Origin of the sequence: Peribacillus phoenicis (assembly GCF_047238085.1) — a bacterium.
Taxonomy (GTDB): domain Bacteria; phylum Bacillota; class Bacilli; order Bacillales; family DSM-1321; genus Peribacillus.
The window spans coordinates 2,488,357-2,508,776 of sequence record NZ_JBDFMF010000001.1 but is presented as its reverse complement, the minus strand read 5'-3'; the positions used below and the strand labels follow the sequence as shown (position 1 = coordinate 2,508,776).

The window sequence follows — 20,420 nt, the reverse complement described above, 5'->3', positions numbered from 1 at the left end:
CTTTTGCCTAGAGTCATTTTTGTTTTAAAATAGAAGTATTAAAACCTGGTGACACGGCATATCTGGCAAACACATGTGAACTCCTTTTGTCTACAAACTGGAAAGCCCCTTAAAAGGGCTTTTCTTTTTTACATATATCCCTAAAAAGACCTCGATAGAATAAGTGACGACCATTTGTGTCACTTGCCTTCTTGATGTATTAAATCAAAAACCTCGCTAGAATATACCATTTACTTATACTCCCCAATTTGGATTCAACTCCTTATATTTTCTGCTAAAGGCTGCAAACTACAATAACATAGCAAGCGTTTCAGGCGACTTTCGACTAGTTATGATTTACTATTAAGTTACGAAAGATAAGAAAGGGGGAATAAAATGAAACTGGGTATATTAGATCAATCCCCAATTGCATCAGGACAATCAGCACAAGAAGCCTTACAGGGTTCACTGCAACTCGCACAAGAAGGAGATAGACTTGGTTATAGCAGAATCTGGTTAACTGAACATCATGATCTCCCAGGATTGGCCTGTTCCGTTCCAGAGGTTTTGATAAGCTATATTGGTGCACAAACAAAAAATATCCGAATTGGTTCAGGGGCAGTGCTGCTTCCACATTATAAGCCATACAGGATAGCAGAGACTTATAATATGCTAGCTACACTTTTTCCTGGCCGGATTGATATGGGAATCGGGCGTGCTCCTGGTGGATCTGCCGAAGCAACGATGGCATTATCCGATAATTTTCTTCAGAATGTTTATAAAATGCCTGAACTAGTTCAAGAACTGTTGAATTTTCTAAGAGATGAATTTCCGAATGAACATCCATTTTCAAATGTCTCTGCTGCTCCTATCCCAAAGGTGCCGCCTGAACCATGGATATTGGGAACAAGCGGGAAAAGTGCAAAGCTTGCCGCTGAGAATGGAACTGCATACGCGTTTGGTGAATTCATGAGTGAAAATGATGGAGTGCAGAGCTTTCATCAGTACCGTGAACACTTTCAAACAAAAGGGTTGCTTAAAGAACCTAAAACGATCGTTACGGTTTCGGCCATTTGCTCAGAAACGGAGGAACATGCGAAAGAAATCGCCCTTAGCAACATTCTATGGAAAATTCAAAGTGGACAAGGTGGAAGAAAGCAGGTTCCAAGCATAGAAGAGGTAAGGAGCCATGATTGGACTGAAAAAGAAAAAGCACTGATGGAAACGATGCATGAAAAACTGATTTTTGGTACCCCTTCACAAGTGAAGTATCGGCTATACGAGATTCAGGAGAAATATCAAGCAGATGAAATCATGCTGATAACCATCACTCATAAGTTGGAGGATAGGCTTAATTCGTTTCGTTTGATTGCCAGGGAAATTCTTAACAGTTAATCCGTTCGAGCATTTTGTGTGCATTTTGTGTGCATTTTCTATATGATGGCTTTGCGTCCAATTTATCATAATTGAAAGAAAGAAGATGAAGATATGAATGCTGATCAACATGCAAAAAAACTTAGCGACATTTCTTTTTCCGTTCTGGACCTGGCTTCAATCGTTGAGGGTGGTACAGTTTCGGGAGCTTTTAAAAATACAGTAGATTTAGCCAAGCATGTGGAGCAATGGAATTATAACCGTTTCTGGGTTGCAGAACACCATAGCATGCCAGGGATCGCAAGCTCTGCAACGTCAGTGCTTATAGGCCATGTTGCGGGAAAGACGGAAAGAATTCGCGTCGGTTCTGGCGGCATAATGCTGCCGAATCATGCACCGCTTGTTATCGCAGAACAATTTGGGACATTGGAAGCAATGTATCCTGGTAGAATAGATTTAGGGCTTGGGCGAGCTCCGGGAAGCGACCAATATACAGCCATGGCACTCAGGGGTGACGTACGTAATAACGGTCAGGATTTTCCTGAACAATTGGCGCAGCTCCGCAGTTATTTAGATGCGGATTCCAAACATAATCGTGTACGCGCCATCCCTGGCGAAGGACAGGATATCCCGATTTGGCTGCTTGGTTCAAGCGGCTTCAGTGCAGCATTATCAGCACAGCTGGGATTACCATTTTCATTTGCAAGTCATTTTTCCCCTGAAAATACTCAACCAGCTTTAGCCCGTTACCGCAATAATTTCAAACCATCCGACGTTCTCGATAAACCTTATGTCATGGTTGGTGTCAATGTTTTTGCAGCTGATACTACAGAAGAAGCGCAAAGGATTGCTACATCTTATCAACAGCAGTTCTTGAATTTGATACGGAACACGCCCGGTCAACTTGCTCCTCCAGTTGATACAATGGAAGGCCTTTGGACAGAATATGAAAAGGCCATTGTCATGAAGCAGCTGAACGCTTCCATCATAGGAAATCCAAAAGAGGTTAAAGAGCAGTTGCAGGCATTTTTAAATGAAACGCAGGCGGACGAAATGATTATAAACTCTGCCATTTATGATCAGGTTGCACGCCTTCGTTCTTATGAAATCATTGCAGAGGTTACTGGAATGAAATAAGTGTCAAAGAATGAGCTTGCAGATTCCGTGTCTGCAAGCTTTTTTATAAAATACATACCGATTTACTTCATAAACAAAGTTAGGAGACAAGAATGAAACGAGAAGATCCTTTATCCTTAATATTTCACTTCACAGATAAACAAGGTGACAGCAGGCCTCTATATTTTACGAACCCGAAAAAAGTGTTCACCGCCCATTCAATTGAGGATGTCATTCCCCAATTCCAAAAAGTCCAGGAAGCGATAGAACAGGGGCATTATGCAGCGGGATACGTTTCCTATGAAGCGGCACCTGCTTTTGAAAAATCTTTTAAAGTAAAAGATGGAGCCAAAATGCCATTATTATGGTTCGGGATTTTCGATAAACCGGAAGAAGAATTACCTGAAAAAATGACAGGGGCTTTTAATTTAGCTGAATGGCAATCAGAAACGAATTCACATAACTATCATTCCGGGTTTCAAATGATAAAATCGGAAATCGAGAAAGGCAATACGTATCAAGTCAATTACACGATGCGTTTGCAATCCAGGTTCGAAGGAGATGACTTCGCTTTCTTTGATCGCTTGAAGAGAGCTCAACGCTCGAACTATAGTGCATATTTGAATGTGGGGACACATCGAATCCTATCTGCTTCACCCGAGTTGTTTTTCCGTTGGGAAGATGGTCAGCTGATTACTCGGCCAATGAAAGGAACGGTAAAGCGGGGAACGACACTGAAAATGGATCAGCTTAATGCAGACTGGTTAGCAGCCTCGGAAAAGAATCAAGCAGAAAACTACATGATTGTGGACCTGCTCAGAAATGATTTGGGAATGATTGCAGAACCAGGAAGCGTCAAGGTTCCACAGCTTAAGGCAATTGAAAAATATCCGACCGTTTGGCAAATGACATCCACGATTACGGCCGATACGAATCCAGGAACAACAATCATTGATATATTCAGGGCTCTTTTTCCTTGTGGATCGATAACAGGGGCACCTAAAATTAAAACGATGGAAATCATCGCTGATATCGAGAATTCACCACGGGAAGTTTATTGCGGTGCAATCGGGTTCATCACCCCTGAATCCGAAGCCGTTTTTAATGTGCCGATTCGTACGGTCGTGATCGATAACGAAACTGGGAAAGCCGAGTATGGGGTAGGAGGTGGAATCACTTGGGATTCCGAGCTATCTGAAGAATATGACGAAGCGTTTTTAAAAGCCAAATTATTGACGGTGGAAAGGCCTGCTTACAAACTATTGGAATCGATGAAGCTCAGCGATGGCGAATATTATTTGTTGACTGATCATATCGATCGGATGAAACAATCCGCTGATTACTTCGATTACCGGTTCCCTGAATTGAATCTTAGAGATCAACTCCAAAAGTATGCGGATATGGATCAAGGGACGTTACAAAAGGTAAGGGTATTACTTAATGAAAATGGTGAAATTGAAGTCTCTGGACAAGCAATCAAGCCCCTTGATTCAGAATTTACGGCTATCTTGGCTGAAACTCCAATATCAAGTGCAAATCCATTTCTATTTCATAAGACCACCAATCGTGATGTATATGAAGGCTTTCAAATGAATAATCCTGACTTCCATGATGTTTTGCTTTGGAATGAAGAAGGATTCATCACGGAATTCACGAACGGAAATGTGGTGGTGAAGATAAATGGTGAACTCTATACCCCTCCGGTGGAAGCAGGTCTGCTTGCTGGAACATTTCGTCAAGACTTGATCAGGAAGAAGGAAATCATAGAAAAACCCATTTCAAAGGCTGACCTTAATAACGCTGAGGAAATTTGGTTTATTAATAGTGTGCGAGGGAAATTAAAAGTGAATTTGACTTTCTAAGCTGATTATTCGAAAAAAAGTGAAAATTGTAATCTTTATCGCAGTTTGTTGAGTTATAGTAGAAGATGAAAACTACATTTCCGGGAGGGACTGCTGTGGAGATGCATAAAATCGCAGGTTTATCGATCATGGATTGGAAAGCGAAAGATCCTATACTTAATAATGTGATAAAGATGAACGAAGTCTTCTGGACGAATCCAGATTACGGTAACAAGCAAGAAAACCCAATCGTCCAAGCTGAACAAGTTAAATCTGCTGAAGAAAGATTAAATAGATTTGCCAATTATATAATTAAAGCTTTTCCAGAAACCGAACCAATGGAGGGGATCATTGAATCACCACTAGTCGAGATTCCTTCCATGCAAAAAAACTTGGAAAAATCCTATGGAACTAAAATGTCTGGGAAACTTTTGCTGAAATGTGACAGTCATTTACCAATATCAGGTTCCATCAAGGCTCGCGGAGGTATATATGAGGTCTTAAAACGTGCTGAGGAAATAGCAATGAAGCATGGTGGTTTAAAACGGACTGATAATTATGGGATACTTGCGAGCGATGAATACAAAGAGCTTTTTTCAAAATATTCGATTGCAGTCGGTTCAACCGGCAATTTAGGAATGAGTATTGGAATAATAAGCGCTAAGCTGGGATTCAAAGTAACGGTCCATATGTCGGCAGATGCCAAACAGTGGAAAAAGGATAAATTAACAAGTCTTGGAGTCATTGTAAAGGAATATGATGATGATTATAGTAAAGCTGTAGAAGAAGGCCGTAATGAAGCATCACTTGATCCCGATTGCCATTTTATTGATGATGAAAATTCAATGGATCTACTGCTAGGTTATGCGACAGCTGCAACGCGCCTGAAGAAACAACTGAAAGATATGTCCATACCAGTAGACGAAGATCACCCTTTGTTTGTGTACTTGCCATGCGGAGTCGGCGGCGGGCCCGGTGGTATTACATATGGGCTCAAGTTAGCATTTGAAGATGATGTACATTGTTTTTTTGCAGAGCCGACACATTCACCATGCATGACGCTCGGATTGATGACAGGCCTTCATGACAAAATCTCGGTGCAGGACTTTGGCATCGATAATAAGACGGAAGCTGATGGTCTTGCTGTCGGAAGGCCTTCAGCATTGGTTTCCCGTATGATGACGAGCATGTTAAGCGGCAGCTATACCATAGAGGATAAAAGGTTATTTGATCTGCTCAGGGGAATGGCAGAGACGGAAGGTCATTATTTAGAGCCATCTGCCCTCGCAGGAGCATTGGGTCCGGTACAACTTTTTAAAGCTCCAAAAGGAAAGAAATATCTCATGGACCAAAAACTGGTGGATAAAATGAACCAGTCCACACATATCATCTGGGCGACCGGCGGGAGCATGGTGCCAAAGGATATGATGGACCAGTATTTATCTAAAAGGTAAAAAATGTTCACTAGAGTTAATTTATCAGACTGTAGACAAACTCGAAGAAAAGCGAGTTTGCCTGCAGTTTTTTATTGAAAAAACGTCTCAGTTGTTTCAGCCAAAGCAGTTTTTCGACCTTGACCACACATCATTCGACCGTTCACGCAGTTTATTCGACCCACACCGTGCTTTATTCGACCGTTCACCCATTTTATCCGATCCACACCGCACATTATTCGACCGTTCACCATATTATTCGGACCCCGTGCATTCATTTTGCGGTCCATATATTGAAACCGTTCCATTCCGTCAACTTCCTGCCCAGCCTCATCAAAGCAAGCATTTAGGCGGGTCTCGGCTAGCCAGCATTCGGCAAGAGTGTAGGTTCAATCGATTGTGGTTTCATTCCAAATAAAAGTATTGGTTAAAATCATGAAAGGGAATTAGGAAGAGACCATTCCGAACCCCATTTTGTCGACAAGCTTAAAGAAGTTCACGAAAGTGAACTTCTTTTTTCTTTATAAACCCCATGAGTTCAATAAAAGGTGAATGGCTTTTTCCAATTCGGATTCAGGGATCCCTGCAAAGCCCAATATGATTTTTGGAGGATGTTCGTCAATTTTTTCGATCGAATATGTCGATAATCCATAAATTTTAATATGTTCTTCGTTTGCCTTTTGAATAAGTGTCTGTTCATCCATGCCGTTCTTAACGATGAGGACGATATGCAATCCTGACCGCTCACCAATGATTTTTATATGTTGATGGGGTTTAAGCAGCTCGATCACTTTATCCAACTTCCGACGGTAAACTTTCCTCATCCGATTCAAATGCTTTTCAAAATCCCCTTCCTTCATGAACTGTGTCAATACATGCTGATCAATCCGAGAAACGGTTGAATGGTAAAAAGATAATTCCTGTTGATGCATTTGTAACAATGGAGCGGGAAGAACCATATAACTAATCCGAATTGATGGCATCAATGATTTTGAGAATGACCCTAAATAAATCACCTTATCACCAGCATCCATACTTTGTAAGGAAGGAATTGTTTTTCCACTATAACGAAATTCACTATCATAATCGTCTTCGATAATATAGCGGTTTCCTGCCCCTTGAGCCCAGTTCAACAATCGCGTCCGTCTGTTAACGGATAGGATTGTCCCATTGGGGAAGTGATGTGAGGGAGTGACATACACGACGTCGATGTTTGAATCTTCAATTTGGTTCACTTTTACGCCTTCTTCATCAATTTGCAGAGGATGGACTTCATTTGGGTAGCTGCGTAAAATCCGGTGAATCAAGTGATACCCAGGATCTTCAACACCATAGATGGCATTTTTATCGAAAAGAAGGACAAGCTGCTGCAATAAAATTTCCATTCCTGCACCAATGATGATCTGTTCGGGAACACATTGTACACCACGTGCATGATACAAATAATGGGCAATTTCATATCGTAATTCATATTCCCCTTGAGAATCCCCAAGTAAAAGAAGATCTTGATGTGATTCATCGATTTTGCTTTTCATGTGTTTTCTCCATTTTTCAAATGGGAAGTGTTCCGTGTCAATTTGGCTGGGATGAAAATGATATAGCAATTCCCCTTCTTTATGATTGATTTGTTCCACTGAAACTTGGTTAGTTTGTGTATACTCTAAATCCTCGAATGTTTGAATATAGTACCCTTTTCTTGGTATGACTTCAACGTATCCTTCAGCAGTCAATTGTTCATATGCAGTCTCGACAGTATTTTGACTTATTTGAAGGAACTCTGCCAATTTCCGTTTGGAAGGCAGTTTTGTGCCGTAAAGAAGACGGCCATCAATGATTTCTTTTTTAATATATGAATATAATTGTTCGTACAATGGTACTTCACTTAACCGATTTAAATCGCAAGAAAGCATATTCATTTTGTTTCCACCTTTTTTTATAAATTTACTGACCCCATTAAATTTATTAAAACTGACACTTTCAATGCGGTCAACTCTTTTTTATACTAAGTCTAACAAATCTAAAAAATGCAAATATTAGGGGGAAGAGAAAAATGGAAAAATTATTAGGAACTGACACAGTAAAAAGAGGAATGGCACAAATGCAAAAGGGTGGCGTAATCATGGACGTCATTAACGCAGAACAAGCAAAAATCGCAGAAGCATCAGGTGCTGTGGCTGTCATGGCATTGGAAAGGGTTCCTTCCGACATCCGTGCGGCTGGCGGCGTAGCAAGAATGGCAGATCCGCGAATTGTAGAGGAAGTAATGAATGCAGTGTCCATCCCGGTCATGGCTAAAGCAAGGATTGGTCATATCGTTGAATCAAGGGTCCTGGAATCCATGGGAGTGGATTATATCGATGAAAGTGAAGTGCTGACTCCTGCTGATGAAGAATACCATATTCTAAAAAGTGATTTCACCGTACCTTTCGTTTGTGGCTGCCGTGATTTAGGTGAAGCTGCACGCCGTATTGGCGAAGGAGCATCAATGCTTCGTACAAAAGGAGAACCAGGAACGGGTAATATTGTGGAAGCTGTGCGTCATATGAGAAAGGTACAGTCACAAATTCGTAAAGTGAGCATCATGAGTGATGATGAATTAATGACAGAGGCAAAAAATCTTGGAGCCCCTTATGAAATTTTAAGAGAAATCAAACGCACAGGTAAATTGCCTGTAGTTAATTTTGCAGCCGGTGGAATTGCGACTCCAGCAGATGCAGCATTGATGATGGAATTGGGAGCAGATGGCGTTTTCGTAGGGTCTGGTATTTTTAAATCTGAAACTCCAGAAAAATTCGCATCCGCAATCGTTCAAGCGACTACATATTTCACCGATTATGAATTGATTGGCAAGTTGTCCAAAGAGTTAGGCAGTGCAATGAAAGGAATTGATATTTCCAAACTAGCTCCGGCAGAACGGATGCAGGAACGTGGATGGTAATATGATAACTATCGGTGTTTTGGGTTTACAGGGAGCAGTTGAAGAACACTTGAATCAAATCAAAGCTGCCGGCGAACAAGCAGTTATAGTAAAAAAGCCGGAGCAGTTGCTGGAAATCGATGGCTTGATCATTCCAGGCGGAGAAAGCACGACGATGAGGAAGCTAATGGATCGTTATGGATTTATGGAACCAGTCAAAACTTTCTCCGAAGATAAAAAACCAATTTTCGGTACATGTGCAGGGATGGTATTGGCGGCCAATGAATTGACTGGCGATGAGAAGGCCTATCTTGGACTAATGGACATTTCCGTGAAAAGGAACGGATTTGGACGTCAAAAGGATAGTTTCGAGGCTGAACTATCAATCAAAGGAATGGAAACCCCTTATAAGGCAGTTTTCATCCGGGCGCCATTTGCTGATGGAATTGGAGAAGGTGTAGAAGTATTGGCTGTTTATGAAGAGAATGTAGTAGCTGCGAGACAAGACCATGTCCTCGTTAGTGCGTTTCATCCAGAATTAACAGGTGATGATCGTTTTATGCAGCTTTTCATTGAAATGGTGAAGACATCCATAAGTAAGGCCGAATTGAAAACCTGTTAAAAAAATGAAGCTGTCCTAGTAATAGGACAGCTTTACTTATGAAAGCTCAAAACCCTATATAAATACATATTGCTTGAATTAAATATTCCTTACTTTTATAATAAAAAAGTAAGTAAACACTTACTATATTTTTAGTGTTGAAAGGGGAATGTACATGACAGCAAGAGTTGCAGTTATTACAGGAGGAGCAAGCGGTATTGGCCGGGCCACATGTTTGAAATTCGCAGCAAAAGGGGACAAGGTCGTTGTTGCGGATTTTAATGAAGGAATGGGACAGGAAACCGTTGAACAGATTACAGCGTATGGCGGAGAGGCCATTTTTGTAAAAACGGATGTTTCTAAGCAGGAAGATGTTGAATCCTTAATCAATAAAGCAGTGGAAACATTCGGAAGGATCGATATCATGTTTAATAATGCCGGCATCGGTGCAGGCGGTATGATCCTCGATCAAGATATGGAGGGTTACTTCAAAACGATTGGAGTGAATCAGCACGGAGTTGCCTTTGGAATCATGGCAGCAGGACGGAAAATGAAGGAGCTAGGTAACAAGGGTGTCATTATTAATACGGCTTCTGTGTTTGGTTACTTAGCTTCCCACGGAACCTTTGCCTATCAGGCGACTAAAGGAGCTGTAAGAATGATGACACAGACAGCTGCTTTGGAATTGGGTGCTTATGGCATACGGGTAGTGGGCATTGCGCCAGGCGGGGTTGACACTCCTATCATTCAAGGCTATAAAGATATGGGAATCATCGATAAATTGAATGCAAGTCAAATGCGCGGTAAATTAATTAAGCCAGAAGCCGTTGCAAATGCCGTCTATCTATTATCTTTAGAGGAAGCGGATGCGATCAATGGAAGTGTAGTCATGGTCGATGATGGCTATGCATCCTTTAAGTGATTTTCTCTATAAGAAAACATCGTCCCAATCAGACGATGTTTTCTATTTATGATATATGGGAATATTGAATTCTAATGAATCAAAGGTAATATTGACCGATTGATACCATCGGGATATCATGGAAAATAGATTGGTGAAACCGGTCTTATCATTATAAAAGAAGGTTGATATTTTTGAAAAAAGGGCAGCAAACGAAAGAACGAATCATAAATGTAGCCCGGACTCTTTTTGCCACTAAAGGTTTTGACATGACAAGAACGAATGAAATTGCCTCTGCTTGCAATGTTTCCGAAGCTACTATTTACAAATACTTTGACAGCAAAAAAGATTTGCTATTGGCTACCATTACCCCTGATGAGAAAGAGGAATCTGAAGATGGGACTAGCCATCTATCTACGGATGATCTAGTGGAGAATCATGTTTGCACCATGATAAATAAAATTCTTGATAATAAAGAACAGTTTTCGATACTATTCAGGGAAACACAATTTGATCAAGATATTTCTAAGCAATATGTAGATCAGATTTTCAAGCCGAATGCCAGGCATATTGAAATACAGAAGAGAATAGATAGTGGTGAGATACAGTATATCTCTGATATTATCCTATTTAATGTAGGGATCATTTCTTTCACATTGGCATTATCTACACATTATGAGATCCATCAGCAGAAAAAGGAGCCATATTTTACTTCTGAACGAATTAAGAGCATTGCTCAACTTTTGGTATATGGTATTCATGGCAAACAAAAACATACATAATGAAACGGTCATATTTACGGCTTGATGCTCAAGCCCTTCAATATGACCGTTTTATTTTCCTTAAGATCCGATGGAGTAAACTTGAAAATTTTTTAAACCAGAGTGTAAGATTTGACTTATATTTTTCAGACTATTACGATAAATGCATGCTGTACGAAATGCTTACGAAGATTTTATCTGGAAATCATGTAATATTGGAGGGGGAGATTAAATGACCGATATCGTAATTTTATCAGGAAGTCCGGCTATTCCGTCCAGAACGGACATTTCACTAAAACATATTCAATCATTAGTTGAAAACGAAGGTTTTACCACAGCTTATTTCTCAATTACGGATTTCTCAGCAGATGATTTATTCCAAGGCAAATATAATAGCGAAGATATCTTAAAGCTTTCAGAGAAAATTCAAGCAGCTAGAGGTGTCATTATTGGTTCACCGGTTTATAAGGCTTCTTATACAGGTGTATTGAAGGCCTTGATCGATTTGTTGCCAGAAGGTGCTTTTAAGGGTAAGCCAGTACTGCCAATCATGATTGGCGGAAGTAACAGGCATCTATTGGCGATTGACTATGCACTTAAACCATTAATTTCAATATTAAAAGGCGAGCCGCTGCAGGGGATTTATTTCGTTGATAAAGAAATAGATAAACAGAATTCAGAAAACCCGATAAATGATTTGCATTTAATTGATCGCGTCCAGAGTCAAGTTCAAGAATTTGTAGAAGCGATACAGTTAAGAAATTAATGAATTCGAGTAATTCCTTCTATAAAAAGTACTGGAATTCGAGAAATTATTTTTTCAAAGAATGACAGGCGCCAATAATAGGTTTGTTAATGAAAATAGACTCATTTTTTTGGATGCTTTATCTAAAAAGACGAGTCTATTTTCATATTTACATGAACATAAAATCATAATCGGAATAGTGTGTATAAAAATAACAGTTCATCCATAATATTAAACCAAGTTATTTTATAAGAAAACTCCATTGACAAGGATTAAATATATGTTAATATTTAAAATAATAAAACTTATCCAGAGCGACGGAGGGAATTGGCCCTTTGAAGTCCAGCAACCTGCATGATCGATGCAAGGTGCTACCTCCAACAAAATGTTGATCATTTTGGAAGATAAGGTAAAGATATTTACCTTGGGATCTTTCCATCATGGAAAGATTTTTGTTTTTTGGGAAAGTTGTAGGCAAACCATAACAATGTAAGGTTGTTTGGAATTATATAAATCTAAGAAATTCATTGAACCAGCGGTGAAAATAAGAAATTCGCGGATTTTCTTAAAGGAGGAACAGGCTTGGATAAAGAGAATCAGCTTGAAGAAATATTTGAACGACTTCAAGAAATGCTTAATTCTATGAAATATGGATCCATTACACTTATTGTCCAGGATGGTAAAATCATTCAAATGGAAAGAAATGAAAAATTAAGAATTAAATAAGGTATCTGCTGACTAGAAAAACTAGAGGCGGGTTTAACTGATATAGAGAGAGTATTGGTTAGATTCGTCTCTTTTTTCCTAGAGTCAAACAAACTGGAGAAGATTACAACGGGCATTGATCAACAGTTACTCTAACCTGATACAGCAAGTTTTTAGAGGGGGCTACAAAGTTGGCTGCATTAATAAACTATGAAAATTTCAACACTGGGGATTTCCCTGTATTTCCCGAAGACAGTGAGACAAAAGGTGCTTTGGAAGTTCTGCAATGGGCGAATGACCATTTTGGAAACGAACTGATTTATGCTTGCAGTTTTGGCATTGAAGGCATCGTGCTTACGGATTTATTGGCGAAGGTCAATCCTTCTGCCAAAATAGTTTTCCTTGATACAGATGTTCATTTTGAGGAAACTTATCAATTGATCGAGCAAGTGAAAAAGCGATATCCAAAGCTTTCGATCGAAATGAAGAAACCTGCCTTGACGCTAGAGGAACAAGCAGCGGAATATGGGGATGAATTATGGGTTAGAGATTCAAATAAGTGCTGTAATATCCGTAAAATCATTCCGCTTACCGATGTGCTTTCAACGGCAACAGCATGGCTTTCGGGACTGCGGAGGGAGCAATCCGAAACAAGGGCTTTAACCGAGTATATCAATAAGGATAATAAGTTCAAGTCAGTTAAAATATGTCCACTCATACATTGGACATGGAAAGATGTTTGGCGCTACGCCCACAAAAACGGACTTCCATATAATATCCTGCATGATAATGGATATCCGAGCATTGGATGTAAAACATGTACAGCACCAGCCTTCAATGCAGATGATTTACGCTCTGGCCGTTGGCAAGGAGCTCAAAAAACGGAATGCGGATTGCATTTATCTTAAATAAATAAAAACCATAGGCTTAAATAAATAGAAACCATAGGCTTAAATAAATAGAAACCATAGGGGGAAATTAGCATGACAATCAGTTTACCGCACGGAGGAACATTAATCGATCTTTGGGAACCAAATTATGATATTAGTAAAATAACAAAGTCAATCGAAATCGATCAAATTGCTTTAAGTGATCTTGAATTGATAGGCACTGGTGCCTACAGTCCAATTAAAGGATTCTTTACAAAAAGTGACTACGAGACAGTGGTCAAGGATTTGAGGCTTAGCAGCGGTCATGTATGGAGCATCCCAATTACGCTTCCTTTGACCGAAGAAACTGCAGAAACCCTTACTATAGGTGAAGAAGTAACGTTGACTCATGAAGGTGAAACATACGGGATTCTCTCCGTTTCCGATATTTACACGCCAGATAAGCAATTGGAAGCGACATTAGTATATCAAACGGATGATGAGAAGCATCCTGGAGTGAAAAATTTATATAACCGCGGTGATGTATATGTCGGTGGGGAAATAAAGTTGATCAAGAGAATAGAGCGTCCGCAGTTTCAAGCTCACTATTTGGACCCAGTCGAGACAAGGAAAGCTTTTGCTGAAAAAGGCTGGGAAACGGTTGTCGGCTTCCAAACGAGGAACCCTGTTCACCGTGCACATGAATACATTCAAAAGACAGCATTGGAGATAGTCGACGGCTTATTCTTAAACCCTCTTGTAGGTGCCACCAAATCAGATGACATTCCGGCAGATGTAAGAATGGAAAGCTATAAAGTGCTGCTTGAAAAATATTATCCTAAGGATCGCGTCTCCCTTGCAGTTTTCCCTGCTGCCATGCGTTATGCAGGACCTAGGGAAGCCATTTTCCATGCGATGGTCCGTAAAAATTATGGTTGCACACATTTTATCGTCGGACGTGATCATGCGGGTGTGGGCGATTATTATGGAACATATGATGCTCAAAAAATCTTTGGGAATTTCAACGCAGATGAGTTAGGGATCACGCTATTATTCTTTGAACATAGCTTTTACTGTAAAGCATGTGGCAATATGGCTTCCGCTAAAACTTGTCCGCATGGCAAGGAAGACCATGTCATCCTGTCTGGAACGAAGGTAAGGGAAATGCTGCGTAACGGAGAAATTCCTCCAGCTACCTTTAGCCGTAAGGAAGTCATCGAGGTGTTGATCGAAGGTCTAAAAAAGAATGAAGTTTATAACTGATCGGACATAAATTGAAGGATCACATGAAGAGGGGGATTTTTAATGAGTAAAAGTACGAATGTCACTTGGCATGAAACGTCATTGACCAAGGAGCTCCGCCGGAAGCAGAACGGCCATGAAAGCACAGTTCTATGGTTCACTGGTCTCTCGGGCTCCGGAAAATCAACGATTGCGAATGCAGTCGCTAAAGAGTTATATAATCGGAATATTCGAAGTTATGTTTTGGATGGTGATAATATCCGTCATGGTTTGAATAAAGATTTAGGTTTTTCTGAAGAGGACAGAACCGAGAATATTAGGCGAATCGGTGAGGTTTCCAAGTTATTCGTGGATAGTGGGCAGTTCGTATTGACCGCCTTCATATCACCTTTCAGGGCAGATCGGCAGATTGTACGTGATTTACTTGAAGAAGGGGAGTTTATTGAAGTATACATAAAGTGTCCGATCGAAGAGTGCGAAGTGCGTGATCCTAAAGGTCTTTATGACAAGGCGCGTAAGGGAATCATTAAAGATTTTACCGGAATCGACTCTCCTTACGAAGAACCTGAACAACCGGAAATCATTTTAGAATCCGACCAGTACAGCATTGAAGAGTGCGTTGAACAGGTAATCGGTTATTTGTCAGCAAAGAAAGCGATTTAATCAAGGAGGATAATATAATGGTTTACGAGAAATTTTGGTCGGAAAATCCACTAATCGCTAAAAATAAAACGGAAGTCTGGAAATTGGAAAAAGACGGCTTGAAGATATTTGATGATATTCCACATTACGCAGCAAATGGTTTTGATTCCATCCCTAAGGAAAATTGGGATATGTTCAAGTGGGCGGGTCTCTACCTGCAACGGCCAAAAGAAGCTGGTTATTGGATGATGCGTGTCGTTATTCCCGGCGGTATCCTGACTTATGATCAACAAATTACGCTGGCAAACATCGCTAAAGATTACGGGAGGGGTGTATATGACATTACAACCCGTCAAGCCATTCAATTCCATTGGCTGACCATTGAACAAGTCCCGGATATCTTAAATCGTTTGGAAAAGGTTGGAATGACTACGGCTGGTGCTTGTGGTGATATCACACGCAATATCATCGGGAATGCATTGGCAGGCATCGATCCTGACGAACTTTTCGATACACGCGAGGTTCTATATGATGTATTTGAGTATTTCCGCCTTAACGAAGACTATTCGAACCTTCCTAGGAAATATAAAATGTCCATAAGTGCTAATATCCATAATGCATCAAATGCTGAAATCAACTGCGTTTCTTTCAATCCAGCAACTAAAGAAATTGATGGAGTAACGGAAGTTGGTTTTCACGTAAAAGTAGGCGGTGGGCTGTCCTCCGTTCCGATGCTGGCAGAGGAACTTGATTTATTCATTTTACCTGAAAAAACAGTCGAAGTAGCGGCAGCCATCACGACGATATTCCGTGACTTCGGGTACCGTGAAAAACGTCATCGCTCACGATTGAAATTCCTTGTCGCTGATTGGGGTCCTGAACAATTCAAGGAAAAGCTGCTGGAATACACCGGTCCGCTTCCTGAAAAGGGTGAAAGTGCGGTGGAGGGATGGAATGCAGGTTATTTCTACGGCATCCATAAACAAAAACAAGATGGTCTGAACTATGTTGGAGTCAATATACCAGTTGGTCGCCTAAACCCAGACGAAGTGATCGAGTTTGCCGAACTTGCGAAGAAATATGGAAATGGTGAAATCCGAAACTGTAATTCTCAAAATCTTATCATTCCAAATGTGCCGGATGCAAAACTTGAGGAATTAAAACAGGAATCCATCTTTGAAAGATTTCCATACCACCCAAAAAAATTCATTGGTTATTCCGTTTCTTGTACAGGCATCGAGTATTGCAACCTGGCACTCGTTGAAACAAAAGAACGAATGAGGACCATTTCTGAATCATTGGACAAGGAAATAGATCTCGATGTTCCTGTAAGGATGCATATGGTCGGTTGTCCGAATAATTGCGGTCAAAGAGCCATCGCCGAAATTGGCCTGCAAGGCATAAAAATGAAAAACCAGGACAAAAAGATGGTCGAGGCTTTTGAAATATACGTCGGTGGAACGCTGAATGAGGGCGGGAAATTCAATGAAAAACTTAAAGGGAAAGTGGAAGCTGAAAAGCTCTATCATGTTCTGAAAGAACTGATTCTATTTTTCAAAGAAACAAAACTTCTATCGGAAACCTTTCTTGATTTTGTGGAAAGGGTAGGGATATCCGAGTTACAAAGTAAGCTTGATGATATATTAACGGAAGTGGCCGTTTAATAGGGGAAGGTAAGCAATCGATGAATCTATACCGTTTTGAAGTCACTATCAAGGAACAACCAATTCATGTCATCATTGTTGCCGATTCAGATGAAAAGGCGTTTGAACTTGTTGATATCGAGCTGGAAAAGCATTATTTGAAAATGCCTGAAGTGGATGACATCTCATTATACGAAAAAAAGAAAATTAAAAATGGAGCAGGTTTCGTTTTATCGGAATTCGAAACGATTCTCTAAGGGAAGGCAGGTTGCAAAAATGGGGAAAGTATATCTAGTAGGAGCCGGTCCCGGAGATCCAGATTTAATTACATTAAAAGGATTAAAATGCATTCAAGAAGCTGATGTCATTTTATATGATAGACTTGTCAATAAAGAACTTTTGAATCATGCAAAAGACGGTGTCGAGCTGATTAATTGCGGTAAACTGCCGGATTATCATTTGTTGCAACAGGATACCATCAATCGGTTCCTGGTCAAATATGCAAAAAAGGGAAAAGTGGTCACCCGTTTGAAGGGCGGCGATCCATTCGTCTTTGGCAGAGGCGGGGAGGAAGCTGAAGCCCTCGCCAAAAGTGGCGTGAGCTTTGAAATCGTACCAGGCATTACGGCCGGAATCGCCGCTACAGCTTATGCGGGAATTCCAGTTACACACAGGGACCACGCTTCATCTTTTGCAATTGTTACCGGTCATCGGAAAAAGGATGAAGAGGATAATATCAAGTGGGAATCCCTTGCCAAAGGTATCGATACACTAGCCATTTACATGGGTGTTAAAAACCTGCCATATATTCAAGGGAAACTTTTGGAACATGGAAAAAATCCAGAGACTCCGGTAGCCCTTATCCATTGGGGGACATTAACAACGCAAAGAACAGCTGTCAGTACGTTGGCTAATGTAGTGGAAACCGCCAATAACGAACAGATTTCCAATCCTTGCATGATAGTCGTGGGCGATGTCGTTAATTTACGGGAAAAAATTAAATGGTTTGAAGGAAAACAAACCGAAAATTTGTTGGCGAATGAGGCCTTTTAATGGAAGCCATTTTATATATTTGCCATGGAAGCCGCGTTAAAGAAGCTTCAGCCCAAGCCATTGATTTTATTAAAGTTTGTATGCAAGCACAGCCAAATTCCATTCAGGAGCAATGCTTCTTGGAATTGGAAACTCCTACGATAGAAGAGGCCTACGAACGATGCGTGCAAAAAGGTGCGACGAGAATCATCGCCATTCCAGTTCTATTGCTAACGGCTATACATGCAAAACATGATATTCCGGTCATTTTGAACAAAATGAAAGAACGGTACCCTGCCGTTGAATTGAAATATGGGAGACCGATTGGTGTCAGTGATAAAATGGTTGACATTTTAGTGGAACGGTTGGAGGAAACAAATGTAAGGGTTTCGGAGGATTCCTTGGTTTTATTGGTTGGAAGGGGCAGCAGCGATCCCGACGTGAAAAGGGATTTGTCTCGATTGGCTGATTTGCTAAGGAACAGGTTTCCTAAAATCCGTGTGCAAGAGTGTTATTTGACAGCTGCCACACCAAGCTTTGGAGAAGCATTGGAATTTGCAGGGGAATCTCGATCAAACCAAGTATTTATCATTCCTTACCTATTGTTTACCGGTCTCTTAATGCAGTCGATTGAAAATAGTATAAAAAAGATCCAAAAAAAGGGGAAGCAAAAAATCATACTTTGCCGATATCTAGGTTATCATCCAAAGATTGAACAAGCAATATCGGAACGAATTCATGAAGTGAGTGGGGAGGGAGCCTATGTATCCAATTACGCTTAATATTGAGAACAGAAAGTGTGTCATCATCGGCGGTGGTAAAATAGGTTACTTTAAAGCGGGCCCCTTATTGGAAGCTGGTGCCGAAGTGACCGTCGTAAGCCCCGAGATATGCACGGGTTTTCAACTGTTGGAGAAAGAAGGTAAGATTCGAGTCTTACTTAAAGAAGTGGAAGAAACTGACTATAAAGATGCGTTTTTAATCATTGTTGCTACAAATTCTACTGAAGTTAATGAACGAGTGTACGAGAATGCATCCCAAAGTCAGCTGGTGAACGTAATCAGCAATCATGAGCTGGGTAACTTTCATATACCGGCCACATTGAATAGAGGCATGCTTTCCATTAGTGTTTCTACCAATGGAGCAAGTCCAACTCTCGCAAAAAAAATTCGGAATGACCTAGGTAAAGTATATGATGAATCTTATGAAGATTATCTTGAATTCCTTTTCGAAGCAAGGATGATCATTAAAAGTGGTTCCTTTTCAAAAGAGGAAAAATCTAAGTTATTGAAAGATTCAATAGAGGATATTTATAAATATTCCCTAAAAGAAAGATATCGTTTCTTAGCTAGGCTTATGCCAGTAGAAGCTGAATAAAAAAATATGGGCTGATCAGAAAAACTGAAGGCACCTAACCAACATGTCATTTCATGTTGGTTAGGTGCCTCTTTGTGTCTTATAGATCAAAATAATCTATACAGGCAGCAACGTCGGGTCGATGTTATCTAGGTTCTATTTAAGTGGAAAAAGGGGAATGTCATGAAAAAGTTAATCGTTTTAGCCTTTATCGGGTTTTTAGCCCAATTAATCGATGGTTCGCTTGGAATGGGGTATGGAGTGAGTTCCACTTCCTTATTGTTGACATTCGGGATTGCCCCTGCAGTAGCATCAGCATCCGTACATTTATCGGAAGTAGTGACCACCGCCGTATCCGGAGCTTCACATATAAAGTTTGGGAACGTGGATAAGAATATGGTCTATCGCTTGATCATTCCAGGTTCTGTTGGTGCATTTGTAGGTGCATGTTTCCTGAGTAACCTGCCAGCCGAATTAGCTAAACCGTATATTGCCATATTTTTATTTGGCCTGGGTGTATACGTTTTATTCCGCTTTTTATTTATTTTTAAACCGTCAAAGGACAATGAAACCGTAAGGCCATTGACCGCAAAACAATCCATTCCGTTAGGCCTTTTTGCAGGCTTTTGTGATGCAACAGGCGGAGGCGGTTGGGGACCTATTGCAACGCCTGTTTTATTGTCAAAAAAAGGAATGACGGCGAGGAAAGCTGTAGGGACTGTTGATACGAGTGAATTTGCCATTGCTTTCTTCGGAAGTCTTGGTTTTATCATTTCGCTTGGATGGGAAGCTGTCAATTGGCTTTGGGTCGTAGCGTTGATAATTGGCGGGGTGGTTGCTGCACCAATTGCAGCCTGGTTAGTCCGGATGCTTCCTGCTCAATTAATGGGTGTTTTAGTCGGTGGTTTCATTATCTTGATCAATGTACGAACATTATTAGCTACATGGATTCCGATTGAAGCCCACATATATATTTATACAGGCATCGTGATTATATGGCTTTCTGGAATTCTTGTTACCATCAATAAGATGTCCAATGCGAGAAAACATGATCATATCGAACAACGGCAGAATGTTTCCTGAACCCCGAGTTTGATAGAAGCGAATTTACTCAAAAGTATATTGCGATACGTAACATAAAAACTCGTAGGTACATAAATACCTACGAGTAAAGCCATTTGACAAATGGGATTCCGCCTTTAAATTTTAATATTGTTCTAAACTCTATTTAATAGATTCATTCATTTTCTAGAACCATTTATT

At 40.4% G+C, this 20,420-nt stretch carries 21 protein-coding genes and 1 riboswitch; of the genes, 20 read left to right on the top strand and 1 reads right to left on the bottom strand.

Translation table 11 applies throughout. From position 1 onward, the window contains the following. The first annotated feature begins 375 nt into the window (after positions 1-375). From ABC374_RS12300 to ABC374_RS12280, 5 genes are all read left to right on the top strand, one after another. Entirely contained in the window at positions 376-1,374 is a 999-nt protein-coding gene (locus ABC374_RS12300; RefSeq protein WP_413018022.1) for an LLM class flavin-dependent oxidoreductase, read from the top strand. 93 nt (positions 1,375-1,467) lie between these two features. Next, positions 1,468-2,490 (top strand): LLM class flavin-dependent oxidoreductase, encoded by a 1,023-nt coding sequence (locus ABC374_RS12295; RefSeq protein WP_413018020.1) that lies wholly within the window; start codon positions 1,468-1,470, stop codon positions 2,488-2,490. Positions 2,491-2,582: 92 nt separating this feature from the next. Then, positions 2,583-4,331, top strand: a complete 1,749-nt coding sequence (pabB, locus tag ABC374_RS12290; RefSeq protein ID WP_413018018.1) for an aminodeoxychorismate synthase component I — start codon at positions 2,583-2,585, stop codon at positions 4,329-4,331. 101 nt (positions 4,332-4,432) lie between these two features. Then, entirely contained in the window at positions 4,433-5,764 is a 1,332-nt protein-coding gene (dsdA, locus tag ABC374_RS12285; protein WP_413020333.1) for a D-serine ammonia-lyase, read from the top strand. 91 nt (positions 5,765-5,855) lie between these two features. Next, complete coding sequence (locus ABC374_RS12280; RefSeq protein WP_413018016.1) at positions 5,856-6,161, top strand: hypothetical protein; 306 nt, start codon at positions 5,856-5,858, stop codon at positions 6,159-6,161. A 103-nt stretch (positions 6,162-6,264) separates the two neighbouring features. Here ABC374_RS12280 and pdxR read toward each other — a convergent pair whose 3' ends face one another. Next, on the bottom strand, positions 6,265-7,659 hold the full coding sequence (pdxR, locus tag ABC374_RS12275) for a MocR-like pyridoxine biosynthesis transcription factor PdxR (protein ID WP_413018014.1): 1,395 nt from the start codon (positions 7,657-7,659) through the stop codon (positions 6,265-6,267). A gap of 134 nt (positions 7,660-7,793) precedes the next feature. Between pdxR and pdxS the strand changes: the two genes are divergently transcribed. The 15 genes from pdxS to ABC374_RS12200 all read left to right on the top strand — a co-directional run bounded on the left by pdxS (position 7,794) and on the right by ABC374_RS12200 (position 20,240). Next, on the top strand, positions 7,794-8,681 hold the full coding sequence (gene pdxS, locus ABC374_RS12270) for a pyridoxal 5'-phosphate synthase lyase subunit PdxS (protein ID WP_350298925.1): 888 nt from the start codon (positions 7,794-7,796) through the stop codon (positions 8,679-8,681). Position 8,682: 1 nt separating this feature from the next. Continuing rightward, positions 8,683-9,282, top strand: coding sequence for a pyridoxal 5'-phosphate synthase glutaminase subunit PdxT (gene pdxT, locus ABC374_RS12265; RefSeq protein ID WP_413018011.1), 600 nt, complete (start codon positions 8,683-8,685; stop codon positions 9,280-9,282). Between the two features lie 154 nt (positions 9,283-9,436). Further along, positions 9,437-10,183 carry an SDR family NAD(P)-dependent oxidoreductase gene (locus ABC374_RS12260; protein WP_350298924.1) on the top strand — a complete coding sequence of 249 codons (747 nt, stop codon included), beginning with the start codon at positions 9,437-9,439 and terminating at the stop codon, positions 10,181-10,183. A 173-nt stretch (positions 10,184-10,356) separates the two neighbouring features. Continuing rightward, the gene (locus tag ABC374_RS12255) at positions 10,357-10,944 is read left to right on the top strand and encodes a TetR/AcrR family transcriptional regulator (protein ID WP_350298923.1); all 588 of its coding nucleotides are present in this window, start codon (positions 10,357-10,359) and stop codon (positions 10,942-10,944) included. Between the two features lie 211 nt (positions 10,945-11,155). Further along, complete coding sequence (gene ssuE, locus ABC374_RS12250) at positions 11,156-11,689, top strand: NADPH-dependent FMN reductase (RefSeq protein ID WP_350298922.1); 534 nt, start codon at positions 11,156-11,158, stop codon at positions 11,687-11,689. A 281-nt stretch (positions 11,690-11,970) separates the two neighbouring features. Then, positions 11,971-12,079, top strand: a riboswitch (SAM riboswitch). Between the two features lie 171 nt (positions 12,080-12,250). Next, complete coding sequence (locus ABC374_RS12245; RefSeq protein ID WP_072273036.1) at positions 12,251-12,394, top strand: YezD family protein; 144 nt, start codon at positions 12,251-12,253, stop codon at positions 12,392-12,394. A gap of 182 nt (positions 12,395-12,576) precedes the next feature. Beyond that, on the top strand, positions 12,577-13,281 hold the full coding sequence (locus tag ABC374_RS12240) for a phosphoadenylyl-sulfate reductase (RefSeq protein ID WP_413020332.1): 705 nt from the start codon (positions 12,577-12,579) through the stop codon (positions 13,279-13,281). Between the two features lie 75 nt (positions 13,282-13,356). After that, entirely contained in the window at positions 13,357-14,505 is a 1,149-nt protein-coding gene (gene sat, locus ABC374_RS12235; protein WP_413018008.1) for a sulfate adenylyltransferase, read from the top strand. Positions 14,506-14,547: 42 nt separating this feature from the next. Then, positions 14,548-15,147, top strand: coding sequence for an adenylyl-sulfate kinase (cysC, locus tag ABC374_RS12230; RefSeq protein ID WP_283914658.1), 600 nt, complete (start codon positions 14,548-14,550; stop codon positions 15,145-15,147). Between the two features lie 17 nt (positions 15,148-15,164). Next, the gene (locus ABC374_RS12225; protein ID WP_350298920.1) at positions 15,165-16,790 is read left to right on the top strand and encodes a nitrite/sulfite reductase; all 1,626 of its coding nucleotides are present in this window, start codon (positions 15,165-15,167) and stop codon (positions 16,788-16,790) included. A gap of 20 nt (positions 16,791-16,810) precedes the next feature. Further along, positions 16,811-17,026, top strand: coding sequence for a DUF3906 family protein (locus ABC374_RS12220; RefSeq protein ID WP_350298919.1), 216 nt, complete (start codon positions 16,811-16,813; stop codon positions 17,024-17,026). A gap of 19 nt (positions 17,027-17,045) precedes the next feature. Then, positions 17,046-17,822, top strand: coding sequence for a uroporphyrinogen-III C-methyltransferase (gene cobA / locus ABC374_RS12215; RefSeq protein WP_350298918.1), 777 nt, complete (start codon positions 17,046-17,048; stop codon positions 17,820-17,822). Next, complete coding sequence (locus ABC374_RS12210; RefSeq protein ID WP_413018005.1) at positions 17,822-18,583, top strand: sirohydrochlorin chelatase; 762 nt, start codon at positions 17,822-17,824, stop codon at positions 18,581-18,583. Before cobA ends, ABC374_RS12210 begins: the two co-directional genes overlap by 1 nt. After that, positions 18,564-19,178 (top strand): NAD(P)-binding protein, encoded by a 615-nt coding sequence (locus ABC374_RS12205; RefSeq protein ID WP_241590770.1) that lies wholly within the window; start codon positions 18,564-18,566, stop codon positions 19,176-19,178. Before ABC374_RS12210 ends, ABC374_RS12205 begins: the two co-directional genes overlap by 20 nt. A gap of 162 nt (positions 19,179-19,340) precedes the next feature. After that, a complete protein-coding gene (locus ABC374_RS12200) occupies positions 19,341-20,240 on the top strand; it encodes a sulfite exporter TauE/SafE family protein (protein WP_350298916.1) in 900 nt (299 codons plus the stop codon). Positions 20,241-20,420: the final 180 nt, after the last annotated feature.